The organism is Nocardia sp. NBC_01388 (genome assembly GCF_045040085.1).
Taxonomy (GTDB): domain Bacteria; phylum Actinomycetota; class Actinomycetes; order Mycobacteriales; family Mycobacteriaceae; genus Nocardia.
In genome coordinates, this window is the sequence record NZ_CP109553.1 from 1,340,882 (window position 1) to 1,354,132 (window position 13,251).

The following is a 13,251-nucleotide window of genomic DNA, read 5'->3' on the forward strand; positions in this document are numbered from 1 at the left end:
CTTCGATTCTGGAAGGTGTGATCGCCAGTGGCAACCACCCAGCAGACGGTGTCATGGACGCGATTCCGTGACGACCCCACCGACCTGGAGGCGGTCTACTTCCGCTGGATCGAGCCCGGTGCGACCGCCCCGAAGGCGACCGACCGCGCCGAGCGGATCTTCCGCCATCACCTCGAACTCGCGGCCGTGCGCAAACCGGGCGCCGCTGTCACCCGGGTCTACCGGCCGGAGGACGGCAGTGAACTGGGCCCGGCGATCCAGATCGTGAACGACGATATGCCGCTGCTGGTCGACTCGGTGACCGCAGCGGTGCGCCGGCTGGGCGCACCCGCGATCGAGGTCGTCCATCCGGTGTTCACCGTGCTGCGGGACAAGCGGGGCAGGCTGCGGGCTCTCGCCCCCGCGGACAGTGGCGCTCGGCCGTCCACGGGCGACCATGCGGTCGCCGAATCCTGGATGCATGTACAACTAGATCCGGCGGTCGGTGCGCAGACCCTCGATCGCATCGAGCAGCTGCTGCCCGCGCTGCTGGCCCTGCTGCGGCAGACCGATCGCGACACCCGATCCATGGGCGATGCCATGCGCGCGGTCGCGGACCATCTGGATCGCTGGGTAGAATGGTCTGAGGGACTGGACGTTCCGGAGTGCGCGCAGCTGCTGCGCTGGCTGGTGGACGATCGCTACACACTGCTCGGCTATGGGTACTACCCCGCCGCGGCGGCGGCCGAGGACGCCCCGGCGCCGAGAATGGCCATGGGCGTCCTAGGGGAGCGGCACGGCGCCGAGATCGAGGTGCCGCTGCTCGGTGCACGCCGCCCAGTGCTCCGATTGTCCGGCGTCGCACTGGATTCGGTGCTGCCCGGCTCGCCCGACGGCTTCATCGTCAGCGTCGCCGACTACGGCGGCAAGGTACCGGGCGTCGATGACGCGGCCCCTACCGCGCCGCCGCGGGTGCGCGGTGAACATGTCTTCGTCGGCACCTTCACCGTGACCGGTCAGCACGAGAACATCCTCGATATTCCGGTCATCGCCCGGCGCGTGCGCCAGGTCGTGGAATGGGCGGGATTCGGGCTGAATTCGTTCTCGGGCCAAGCCCTGCTGGAACTGCTGCAAACCTTCCCCCGGGTCGAACTGTTCGCCACCGATGCCCGTCGCCTCTTCGAAACAGTCTCTGCGGTAACGAGTGTGGGTATGCGACGGCAGGTGCGGCTGTTCATCCGCCCGGATGCGCGCAGCAGCGCTCTCTACTGCCTGGTCTATCTCCCGCGTGACCGGTACTCGACCGAGGTCCGGCTGCGCATGCAGGAGATCCTGCGGACCGAGCTCGAGGGTGAACTGATCGACTACTCCGCCCGGGCGACCGAATCGGAGCTGGCCGTCGTGTATTTCACGGTGCACCGGCGCGCCGACGCGCCGCAGGCCGATACCTCCGAATCCACGCGCGAGCGAATCCAATCGCTGCTGTTCGCCACCACCCGGACCTGGGGTGATCGATTGCTGGCGGAGGCCGCCGGATCGCCGGCGGTGTCGGCGGCGGTCGTCAAGGAGTACGCGGCGGCCTTCCCGCTCGGCTATCAGCAGGAGTACGAACCGATCCGGGCGCTCGCCGATCTCCAGCGTCTGCGCCGCCTGGACACCGAGGCGATCGATACGAATCTCTACCGGGTCCCCGGCGCGCAACCGGGGGAGTGGCAGTGCGCCCTGTATGTCGAGGGCGAGGGAGCCTCCCTGAGCCGTGTGTTGCCCATGTTGCACAGCCTCGGAATGGAGGTCGTCGACGAACGCCCCCACGAACTCGTCCTGCCGGAGGGAATCCGGCGCTGGATCTACGACTTCCGGCTGCGGGTGCCCGCCGGTCTGCTGAGCGCCGTCGAGGAGTCCGAGCTGGCGGCGGGTCTCGATGACTCCGCCGGTCCGGCACTGCCGGAGAACAGTATTCGCCGCCGCTTCGCCGATGCGGTCGCCGCCATGTGGTTCGGCAGGGGGGAGGTCGATCACCTCAATGAGCTCGTGGTGCGCGCCGGGCTGCACTGGCGCCGGATCTCGGTTCTGCGCGCGTACGCGAAGTACCTGCGGCAGGCCGGTTTCGCCTACACCTACGGCAATATCACCCGGGTGCTGCTCGCCCATCCGGTCGCGGCGCGGCTGTTCGCCGAACTGTTCGAGGTCTATTTCGACCCGGATGGGGAGGATTCCGAGAATGCCGCTCGCGCAACTGAACTCGTCGAGGCACTGCAGGCCGAGATCGATGCGGCGGTGAACCTGGATACCGATCGGATTCTGCGTGCGATCCTCGGACTGGTTCAGGCGACACTGCGCACGAACTACTACCGGATCGGGGCGAACGGCGAGGCGCCCGAATGCCTCTCGTTCAAGTTCGATCCGCGCCGGATCGCCGAATTGCCCAAGCCGCGACCGCAATTCGAGATCTTTGTCTATTCCCCCCGCGTCGAGGGCGTGCACCTGCGCTTCGGTCCGGTCGCGCGCGGCGGCCTGCGCTGGTCGGAGCGCCTGGAGGACTTCCGCACCGAGATCCTGGGCCTGGTGAAGGCCCAGGCGGTGAAGAACGCGGTGATCGTCCCCGTCGGCGCCAAGGGCGGTTTCGTGGTGAAACGCCCACCGGCGGCCACCGCCGACCCGGCCGCCGACCGCCAGGCCCTGCAGACCGAAGGTATCGCCTGCTATCGCACCTTCATTTCCGGCCTGCTCGATGTGACCGACAATGTGGACCGCGCCACCGGCCGGGTGGTCCCGCCCGCGCGGGTGCGCCGCCGCGACGGTGACGACACCTACCTGGTGGTCGCCGCCGACAAGGGCACGGCGACCTTCTCCGATATCGCCAATGATGTTGCGCAGCAGTACGGTTTCTGGCTCGGCGACGCGTTCGCCTCGGGCGGTTCGGTGGGGTACGACCACAAGCGCATGGGCATCACCGCGCGTGGTGCGTGGGAGAGCGTGAAACGCCATTTCGCCGAGCTGGACACAGATACGCAGACAACGGAGTTCACGGTTGTCGGCGTCGGCGATATGAGTGGTGACGTCTTCGGCAACGGCATGCTGCTGTCCCGGCACATCCGCCTGATCGCGGCATTCGACCATCGCCACATCTTCCTGGATCCGAATCCGCACGTGGCTGACTCGTACGCCGAGCGGGAGCGCATGTTCGCGCTGCCGCGCTCGTCCTGGGCCGACTACGACCGCTCGATCATCAGTGCGGGCGGCGGCGTGTTCGACCGGAGCGCCAAGGCGATCCCGGTCAGCGCCGAGGTGCGCGCGGCACTCGGCATCGAGGCCGGGGTCGAGACGATGTCTCCGCCGGAACTGATCCGCGCGATCCTGCGTGCACCGGTGGACCTGCTGTGGAACGGCGGCATCGGCACGTACATCAAATCCCGTGCCGAGACCGATGCCGAGGTCGGCGACAAGTCCAATGACGCGGTGCGCGTCAGCGCGGACGAGTTGCGGGTCAAGGTGATCGGCGAGGGCGGCAATCTCGGCGCGACCGCGCTGGGCCGCATCGAATTCTGCCGGCGCGGCGGCAAGATGAACACCGATGCCCTCGACAATTCGGCCGGTGTGGACTGCTCCGATCACGAGGTGAATATCAAGGTGCTGCTGGACGGGGCGATCTCGGCCGGTGAGCTGCTCGCGGCCGAGCGCAACCCGCTGCTGGCGTCGATGACCGATGAGGTCGCGGCATTGGTGCTGCGGGACAATGTCTCCCAGAATTTCCGGCTGGGTATCTCGCGCGCGCACGCCGTGCAGATGGCGGCCGTCCATCGGCGGTTGCTGACCCGGTTGGAGACCCGCGATGGTCTCGACCGCGCACTGGAGGGGCTCCCGTCCGATGCGGAGATGCGCGAGCGCATTGCCGAGGGGGCCGGTCTGTCGTCCCCGGAGCTGGCGAATCTGCTCGCGCACGTGAAGCTTTCCCTGAAGAACGAATTGCTGGCCGGAGATCTGCCGGACAGTCCGGCATTCGCCGCGGTGCTGCCGGGGTACTTCCCCGCACCGCTGCGGGGGCACTTCGGTGCGGCCCTGCAGCGTCACCCGCTGCGCCGCGAGATCGTGGTCACGACGGTGGTCAACCGGGTGGTCGACTACGGTGGCACCACGTACGTCTTCCGCCTGGCGGAGGAGATGGGCGTCACGGCGGACGATGTGGTGCGCGCCTTCACCGTCGTCGTCGAGATCTTCGATCTGCACGATCTGTGGCAGCGCATCCGTACCGCGCCGATGCCGACAGCTGTCCGGGACGAACTGGAGCTGGAGACCAAGCGCACCCTCGACCGGGCCTCGCGCTGGCTGCTGACCAATCGCCCGCAGCCCGTCGCGGTCGGCGCCGATCTCGCCCGCTACCGGGATGCGGTGCAGGGCTTGAGCATTCACGTTCCGGCCTGGCAGCCCGGCGATATCGCGGACGATATTCTCGCGCGTTCGCACGGCCCGATCGAGCGGGGTGCGCCGCGTGCGCTCGCGGAGGAGGTCAGCATGCTCATCTACCGGTTCCCCCTGCTCGACGTCATCGATATCGCCGAGATCGCCGACCGCGAACCCCAGGAGGTGGCCGCCCTCTACTACGCCCTCGACCAGCATTTCGAAATCCAGCGCCTGCTCGATGCCGTGGTCGGCCTCGAACGCACCGACCGCTGGCGCACCCTCGCCCGCCTGGCGGTCCGCGACGACCTCTACGGTTCCCTGCGCTCGCTGACCCTCGATGTCCTGCGCACGACCCAGCCCGACGACGATCCCGCGGAGAAGATCGCCTACTGGGAGTCCGTCAACCGCCCCCGCCTGGCCCGCACCCGCGCCTGCATTGCCGAAATATTCACCGCCGCAACCTATGACATCGCCACCCTCTCGGTGGCGGCCCGGCAGGTCCGCAGCATGATCAACGGCAGCGACTCGGGCACCGCCCCACTCGCGGGCTGATCGCGACGCCGGGGAAGGGACAACGCCGGGCGCGGCGCCCGCTGCCGTCGGCACCCGCTCCAGCGAGCGGGTGCCGACGGTCTCGAACGGCGGGCGAAGGTCGGCGACCGGTAGCCCGTGGTGAGCGGCGCTATTCGGAGGTCGACGGCTTACCGCAGCTGTGGCAGAAATTCGCAGTGCCGGGCAGTGCCGCGGCGCAGTGACGGCAGCGGTGCGCGGCGAGTTCGGTGCCGCAGCTCATGCAGAATCGGGCGTCCGCCTGATTGTGGGTCCGGCACCCGGTGCAGACTCTCGGCGGTGCGGTGTCGGCGGGCGGCGCGGCCGATCGCGTCGTCCAGTTGTTCGTATGCTGCTGGATGGCGCTCAATCCCATTGTCGCGCCGAGGAATCCGGTGTCGGTGACGCCGCGGGCCAGGCCCTGGCCCGCGCCGAGAGCCAGTTCACCCGCGGCATAGCGCTGGAAGTCGCCGGTGAGGCGGATGTAGGTGGTGTCCTTGGCGAGCCGTTTGAGACGGTCCGCGTCCTCGGGGGCGGGGGTGATGTCGAAATTGCCCATGCGGGTGATGCGCAGGCCGTATTCGTACAGGGTGAGATTGGTCTGTCGCAGCACGGCCGTCTCGATCGCCTCCAGGTGCGCCGACAGGCCCAGCACCGGCCACTCGCCACGTGAGATCCCCTGTGTGACAGCGATCTTCATGGATTTGAGCAGGAATTCGGCGGCCCAGCCCGGTAGTGCCGAGGCAGTGCCGAGGTCGGCGGTGCCGGCGAGGGTGGTGATCAGCTCCGCGGGATCGCGCACCGACAGCGCGAACTCGCCGAAGGCGCGCAGGGTCAGCACCTGTTCGCTGACCGGATCGGCGATATCGGCCAGGCGCCCGCCGAATTTGATGCCGGGGAACTCGCGGGTGGAGACGAAGTACAGCTCGGCCCGATAGAAATTGCCGCCGGTGAGGGTATCGACGAGGGCGCCCAGAATGGGCAGTTCGTCCGCGTCGATCCGGTGCCGCCCCGGTCCCATGGTGGCGATGAGCTGACCGGATTTGACGAACAGCGCGATCTCGTCGGCATTGACGACGGCGCGGCTGAAGCGCCGGATGCTGGGGTCGGGCCATTTGTAGATCAGCTGGTTCTTGTGCTGTTCCGGGACGGCGATGAACTCCCGTTCGAACCATGCCATGGTGCGCTCCCTCTGGTGAATGACTCACGCAGTGTATCGCTAGTTGACGGCACAACGTCTGTGTCGCAGGCTCCCTGCACGCTTTATTCCAGGTCAGATCATGTTGCCTCCAGGTTAAACCTTCAAGACCTATTGAATGAGCCGTTGTACAGCGGTACATTATTCGCAGATATGATCGCCGTCACGTGAAAGGCTCACCATGACAACCGTTCGACCACCCGTGACGCCGGGGGACTCCCTGCACGACGAGGACGCGGGCTATCACAAAGCGCTGCGCCCGCGGCAGTTGCAGATGATCGCAATCGGCGGTGCCATCGGCACGGGCCTTTTCCTGGGGGCGGGCGGGCGGCTGGCCAGCGCCGGTCCGGGCCTGTTCCTCGTCTATGGAATCTGCGGGGTGTTCGTCTTCTTCGTCCTGCGGGCACTGGGTGAGCTGGTGCTGCATCGCCCCTCCTCCGGCTCGTTCGTCTCCTACGCCCGTGAGTTCTACGGGGAGAAGATGGCTTTCGCGGTGGGGTGGATGTACTTCTTCCACTGGTGCATGACCGGGATCGTAGATATCACCGCGGTGGCCACCTATATCCACTACTGGGAGGCGTTCCGATCGGTTCCGCAGTGGCTGATCGCCCTCATCGCGCTGGCGCTGGTGGTGAGCATCAATCTCATCTCGGTGCGCTGGTTCGGCGAGCTCGAGTTCTGGGCGGCCCTCATCAAGGTCGTCGCCCTGGTCGCCTTCCTGATCATCGGCACCGTATTCCTGGGCGGGCGTTTCACCGTCGCGGGTGGACAGACCGGATTCGGTGTGATCTCCAGCCACGGCGGGCTGTTCCCGGTGGGCCTCGCGCCACTGGTGCTGGTCACCACGGGCGTCGTATTCGCCTACGCCGCAGTGGAATTGATCGGCACGGCGGCGGGGGAGACGGAGAACCCGCAGAAGATCATGCCCCGGGCCATCAACTCGGTGATCGCCCGGATCGCGGTATTTTACGTCGGCTCGCTCGTATTGCTCGGCCTGCTGCTGCCGTACACCGCCTACAAGGCGGGGACCAGTCCGTTCGTCACCTTCTTCACGAAACTCGGTGTGCCGGGCGCTGGTTCGATCATGAACCTGGTGGTGCTCACCGCGGCGTTCTCGAGCCTCAATGCCGGCCTGTACTCGACCGGGCGGATTCTGCGGTCGATGTCCATGAACGGCAGTGCGCCCAGGCTGGCCTCGCGCATGTCGAGTACCGGTGTCCCGTACGTCGGCATTCTCGCCACCGGCACCATCGCCCTGCTGGGTGTCGTGCTCAATGCCCTGGTGCCCGACAAGGCCTTCGAAATCGTCTTGAACATGTCGGCATTGGGCACGGTCGCGTCGTGGGCGGCGATCGTGCTGTGTCAGCTGCAGCTGTGGCGCTGGTGGCGCCGGGGTCTGATGGAACGGCCGTCGTTCCGCCTGATCGGCGCGCCCTACACCAGCATCGCGACGCTGGCCTTCCTCGCCGGAGTGGTGGCGCTCATGGCCTTCAGCAGCGATGACGTGCAGCGCGGCGCGGTGCTCTCGATGATCTTCGTGATGATCCCGGCGCTCGTCGGCGGCTGGTTCCTGGCCCGCAGGCGGGTCTTCCAGATGGCGCGGGATCGGCAGGGCTTCACCGGTCAGTTCCCCGTTGTTGTCGAGCGGCCGCCCCGGGCGCACGACATCGTCGATGCCGCCCCGCTACCCGATGAGTCCGATCACCACTAGATCGCCTGCCGCCCCGGATATTCCGTCCGGGGCGGCTTCCTTCTCACTGGGGGGAACAGTGCACGGCCGAACATCCGGCGCCGCCTCGATAATGGGAACTCGATTCTACGGCGGGTTCGAGAGGTTTCCATGCGGGAGCAACCCAGCGCATCCGAGCGTCCGAAGCCGCATCCCTGGGCGAATCGGCGTGCGCGTGGCACCGAGGTCCCGCAGCAGCGCCCCCATCCCTGGGCGACCCGCCGGACGCCCGCGGCCACACCGGGCACCGGCGCGGCCACACCCGGCACCGCCGCCGCACCGGTTCTCGTGCCCGAGTCCGATTCGCTCCTCGCCGCCGCGCTGGCCTTGGATCTCGATCTCGAGTTCGAGGACGACGCCGATCTGGAATCGCCCTCCGCGCGTAACGGCCGGTCCCGCCCGAGTGTGCGCCGCCTCGGCGCCGGCCTGGTGGAGCTACCCCGCGTGAAACCCCTGGATCCGCGCCAGGCGGTGCTGGCAGATCCGGAAGTGCCCGAGCCCAAGCGCTTCTGCTGGAAGTGCGCTCGCCCGGTGGGGCGCCGCACCCCCGAGGCGCCGGGGGCGATCGCCGGGAAATGCGAGCACTGCGGCGCACTGTTCAATTTCCGCCCGGCGCTGTGCCCGGGCGATCTCGTCGCCGACCAGTACGAGGTGCAGGGCTGTCTGGCGCACGGCGGGCTGGGCTGGGTCTACCTGGCGGTGGACCGCAATGTCAGTGATCGCTGGGTGGTGCTCAAGGGCCTGCAGAATCCGCTGGACTTCGAGGCGCACGTGGTGGCACTCGCCGAACGCCAATTCCTTTCCGAGGTATCGCATCCCAGCATCGTCAAGATCTACAACTTCGTGAAGCACAAGGCCGGGCGCGATATTCCGGACGGCTATATCGTCATGGAGTACGTCGGCGGGCGCTCGCTCAAAGCGATGCTCGATCAGCGCGAGCGGGTTCGGCTGCCGGTCGCGGAGGCCGTCGCCTACGCCATGGAAATCCTTCCGGCACTGGACTATCTGCATTCCCTGGGCCTGGCGTACAACGACCTGAAGCCCGACAACATCATGGTCGGTGAGGACGAGGTCAAACTCATCGACCTGGGCGCGGTGGCCGCCATGGACTCCTTTGGGAGCATCTACGGCACCCCCGGTTATCAGGCGCCGGAGATCACCGAGACCGGGCCGACGGTGCTGACCGATATCTACACGGTCGGCCGGACGCTCGCCGCCGTGGTGCTCGACCTCCCCCGAGACGACCAGGGCGATTACATGTCCGGGATTCCGGATCCGGAGGACGAGCCGCTGCTGCGCCGGTATCCGGGGCTGTACCGCTTGCTGCGGCGCGCCACGCACCCGGATCCGCAGCGCCGCTTTCCCTCCGCGTACTCGATGTACTGCCAGCTGGTCGGCGTGCTCAAAATGGTGCTCACGGTCGACACCGGTGCGGAGCATCCACACGAATCAGTCGAATTCGGCGCCCTGCGAGGCGATTTCGGCATCGACGCACTCGTCTGCCGGACCGATGGGATCGTCGACGGCATCGACCGCCGAGCGGTACTGGATGTCGCGGAGATCGTCGCGGCGCTGCCGGTACCGCTCATCGACACCGAGGATCCGTGCGCGGATCTGCTGTCGGCTGTCCTGCATGCCGAGCCGGTGCACGCGCTCGACATGCTGCGCCGGATCGACAGCCGTATTCTCGCCGGCGCTGTGCAGGCGCCCGAATCCTATGAACTCGAGCGCGCATTGGCGGCGGCCCGCGCTCATCTCGATCTCGGGGGGACCGTATCGGCATGTGCATTGCTCGCGGAGCTGAAACCGCGCTACGGGGTGGACTGGCGTATCGAATGGTATGTCGGGGTCGCCGCGCTGCTGGACGGCTACGCCGAGCGCGCGTACGGGCATTTCGACGCGGTCTACGCCATGCTCCCGGGTGAGCTGGGACCGCGGGTGGCATTGGCGGCCGCGGCCGAACTCGTCCTGCAGGACCGGGCCGGCGGCGGTGATCCGGAGCGCTGGCAGCACGCCGCCCTGGAGCACTACCGGACTGTGTGGCAGACCAACCATGGATTGGTCAGTGCGGCAGCGGGATTGGCGCGCCGACTGGTGTCCGTGGGCCGCAACCTCGACGCGGTCGCCGTGCTCGACCAGGTCCCGGCCACCTCACGCCATTTCGACGTGGCCTATCTGACGGGCAGTCTGCTCATGGTGTCCCGCGCCGCCGCGGATATCGCCGACGCCGATCTCGAGGCGGCCGCGACCCGCCTCGAGAACCTGTCGGAGGAACCGCGGGTATTGCAGTTGAAGGTCGTCGTGGTGGGGGCCGCGCTGGAATGCCTGCGCGGCGGCGGCCGCCCGGAACGCCCGGACGTGACCGTGCTCGGCTACCCGCTGACGGAACGGGGCCTGCGGCTGGGACTCGAATCGTGCCTGCGGGCCGTGGCCCGGGCGGCGCCTGATCGCTTCCATCGCTATCGCCTGGTCGACCTCGCCAATGAGGTGCGGCCACGCACTCGCTGGTAGCCGCGGGCTATCGCGCGATGCGGACGTAGACCGGCACCACGACCGCCGCGCCCACGAGCAGCAGCCACCAGGCCCAGTTGCCCGACGTCAGCGCGAGCACCACAGTAAAACTGACGATCGCACCGATGATCACGGCGAGCCGGGGCGCGATCGGATCGGCCGGCGCGGGCGGCGGCGGTGCGGCGTAGGCGGGCAGATCGGTGAAGAGCCAGGCGAGTTGCTGCTTGGTGGTCGCCTCGATTGCCCGGTGGCAGCGTTCGTCGAATTGGGCAGCGTCGAGTCTGCCGATGACGAAGTGGCGCGTGAGCTCGTCCAGTGCGCGTTCGCGCTCCGCGGCGCTCAATCGGGCCTGCGCTGAATCGCTCATCGCGACAGCGTAGGCGCCTCGGAGATATCGCCGCCCGACCCGAATCACCAAGGGCGGGAAGACAACGCCGCCGAAGACGGCAAATGAACGTTTGTCCTGGGCGGAAGCGAACGGCCTGGACAGCGGATCGCTCGTCGGCGGTACGCCGTTAAATGTGACACCGGCTTATACAGAGAATCTGTTTCGGTGTGGTTTCCTGTACATATGGTAGGAGGGGTTGAGTACACGATCGACGAGCTTGCTCGCGCGGCCGGGACGACAGTGCGGAGCGTGCGCGTCTATCACGAACGGGGGGTGCTGCAGCCGCCGCAGGTGAAGGGCCGTACCGGGTACTACGGGCCGGAACATCTCAAGCGGGTGCACACCATCAGCAGGCTGCTCGATCGGGGCATCAAGCTCAACGGCATCAAGGAGTTGCTCGCGGCCTGGGACCGCGGCGACGATCTCGGTGATGTGCTGGGAGTCGGAGATCCGGGTGAACCCGGCGCGGTGAGTGTGGCGGCCGGCGACACCATCTCGGCGGCCGAACTGCAGGAGTACTTCGGATCCGCACCGAACGGCCTGGCGCGCGTAGTCGCCGCTGGCGTCTATGAGCCAGTCGATGCGGCGACCTATCGGGTTGCGGATCGGGAGCTGGCCCGGTTCGTCGACCAGCTGACGGCCGTCGGCGTATCCGCCGCCGACGCACTGACCGAATTGGAGAAGCTTCGAGCCGATTGCGATCGAATGGCTCGCCGCGTCGCGGATCTGATCCATCGCACGGCCTGGGAGTCGTATCGGAACTCCGATCGGACCGTGGCGGATATCGCCGAACTCGCCGAGAGTGTCGGCGTCCTCCGCTCGGCGCCGGTCCCGGCGGTGGCCGGAGTGCTGCCCCGGCTGATCGCCCGGTCGGTCGAGCAGGACGTGGAACTCACCGAGGCCCTCGGGAACCCCTGAGGCACAAGGCTTCCGCTTCCCAGGAGTGAAGATACCTCAGATAACGTACCGTTGATCAGCGGTACATTGATAGCGTACTTAGAGGCGCCGTCACTGTATCGACGTTGGCGCCCGGCGCGAACGATCAATGGAGACGTCGATGAATATCGGGAACACTCCCCGCCCCGGCACCCGCGGTCCTTCCCCTACTCGATGGTGGCGGCGCTGGGCGGGCGGCGCTGCCGTGCTGGCGGTCATCGCCTCCGCGGGAACGGCGGGGGTGGCTCTGGCCCCGGAGGCCGCCGCCGGTACCCCGGGCTGCCTGTGGAGCGGCGCCCAATTCCGGCAGGACGGAACGGTTTACGCCGGTGGTCTGTCATTCACGTGTCGCCGCAACGAGAGCGGAGCATCGTACTGGTCCCACGAGTGGGCTCCGGGGCAGATGAGTTCGGTGGCGAGCCCCGGCACGGGTTACCCGATCGGTTCCTTCTCCCCGGGCGCCTGGCAGCCGGGTTCGGATTACAACGACTACTGCGTCGGCGACCAGCTGGTCGAGGGAGCCGACGCGGTGTACGAACTGCGGGCCGACGCGGCGGGTTTCCTGTCCTGGCATGCCGTTGCGAGCATCGCGCAGTGGGACTTCACGGTGAGCTCTCCGCATCCGCTGCCGACCCGGCGGTCCGCGAGCCTGTGCATCGACGGCGTCCTGTCCTGACGCCGGTCGCGAATGCCCCAGGCGCGTTTGCTGTTTGATTGCGGTGGTTCGTGAACCGCTCGGGCAAGCGCCTCTGCGCGGACCTACTTAGGTAGGTCCGCGCGAACCTACCGATTGCGCATTTGCGCCAGCACTGTCGACAATCTCACTCTGACCCGGCGTCGAGAGCGAGTAAGAGATGGCACGTGTGACCCTGTGGATGCAGATGTCCCTCGACGGTTTCGCCGAGGGACCGGACGAGCGGGTGCACTGGCCGGTGGTGGACGAGGAGCTGTACTCCTCGATGCTGGATGAGCTACGGGCGGCCGAGGCGTTCCTGTACGGGCGCAAGACCTACGAGATCATGTCGTCGTTCTGGCCGACCGCCGACGGCGATCCGGCGATCTCGCAATTCTATATCGACTTCGCCGGCTGCTGGAAAGCGAAACCCAAGGTCGTATTCTCCCGGTCCCTCGATCGAACGGACTGGAATACCAAGCTGATTCGGCGCCGCGCGGTCGAGGAGATGGTCGCATTGCGAGAGGGGACCGACGGCCACCTGATCGTGTTCGGCGGTATCGAGACGGCCGCAATGTTCATGACGCACAACCTGATCGACGAATATCGACTGTTCGTGCACCCGCTGGTGCTCGGCGCCGGGGTGCGGCTGTTTCCCCCGGCCTTCGATACGTCCCAGCTGCAGCTGGCGAGCGTGACGGCCTTCGACAGCGCGGTGGTCATGATGCACTATCGGCGAGAGTGCGCCGGCGTCCGGCCGCGGGCGCAGCGAACGCTGGCATCTTAGCGCAGATCGAGCCGCCCGGTCGCCCAGTTCGCTGCTTGTCGCTTCCTGCGAATCATCTACTGGGCCAAGGACCTCCGCCTGCCCCGGCAATGCGCTAGCC

8 protein-coding genes are annotated in these 13,251 nt (G+C 67.3%); 6 read left to right on the forward strand and 2 right to left on the reverse strand.

Going from position 1 to position 13,251, the window contains the following annotated elements:
* The first annotated feature begins 27 nt into the window (after positions 1–27).
* Positions 28–4,932, forward strand: coding sequence for an NAD-glutamate dehydrogenase (locus tag OG716_RS06220; RefSeq protein WP_405136738.1), 4,905 nt, complete (start codon positions 28–30; stop codon positions 4,930–4,932).
* Between the two features lie 130 nt (positions 4,933–5,062).
* On the opposite strand, the gene OG716_RS06225 is transcribed toward OG716_RS06220, so the two are convergent.
* The gene (locus OG716_RS06225; protein ID WP_405136739.1) at positions 5,063–6,109 is read right to left on the reverse strand and encodes an SPFH domain-containing protein; all 1,047 of its coding nucleotides are present in this window, start codon (positions 6,107–6,109) and stop codon (positions 5,063–5,065) included.
* Positions 6,110–6,308: 199 nt separating this feature from the next.
* Here OG716_RS06225 and OG716_RS06230 point away from each other — a divergent pair, with 199 nt between their 5' ends.
* Both OG716_RS06230 and OG716_RS06235 read left to right on the forward strand, forming a co-directional pair.
* Positions 6,309–7,838 (forward strand): amino acid permease, encoded by a 1,530-nt coding sequence (locus OG716_RS06230; RefSeq protein ID WP_405136740.1) that lies wholly within the window; start codon positions 6,309–6,311, stop codon positions 7,836–7,838.
* Positions 7,839–7,967: 129 nt separating this feature from the next.
* Complete coding sequence (locus OG716_RS06235; RefSeq protein ID WP_405136741.1) at positions 7,968–10,367, forward strand: tetratricopeptide repeat protein; 2,400 nt, start codon at positions 7,968–7,970, stop codon at positions 10,365–10,367.
* 7 nt (positions 10,368–10,374) lie between these two features.
* On the opposite strand, the gene OG716_RS06240 is transcribed toward OG716_RS06235, so the two are convergent.
* Entirely contained in the window at positions 10,375–10,734 is a 360-nt protein-coding gene (locus OG716_RS06240; RefSeq protein ID WP_405136742.1) for a DUF1707 domain-containing protein, read from the reverse strand.
* A 204-nt stretch (positions 10,735–10,938) separates the two neighbouring features.
* Here OG716_RS06240 and OG716_RS06245 point away from each other — a divergent pair, with 204 nt between their 5' ends.
* The 3 genes from OG716_RS06245 to OG716_RS06255 all read left to right on the forward strand — a co-directional run bounded on the left by OG716_RS06245 (position 10,939) and on the right by OG716_RS06255 (position 13,151).
* On the forward strand, positions 10,939–11,673 hold the full coding sequence (locus tag OG716_RS06245) for a MerR family transcriptional regulator (protein ID WP_405136743.1): 735 nt from the start codon (positions 10,939–10,941) through the stop codon (positions 11,671–11,673).
* A gap of 139 nt (positions 11,674–11,812) precedes the next feature.
* Positions 11,813–12,367: a hypothetical protein gene (locus OG716_RS06250; protein WP_405136744.1), complete on the forward strand. Its 555-nt coding sequence runs from the start codon at positions 11,813–11,815 to the stop codon at positions 12,365–12,367.
* 178 nt (positions 12,368–12,545) lie between these two features.
* Positions 12,546–13,151 carry a dihydrofolate reductase family protein gene (locus OG716_RS06255; protein ID WP_405136745.1) on the forward strand — a complete coding sequence of 202 codons (606 nt, stop codon included), beginning with the start codon at positions 12,546–12,548 and terminating at the stop codon, positions 13,149–13,151.
* The last annotated feature ends 100 nt before the right edge of the window (positions 13,152–13,251 follow it).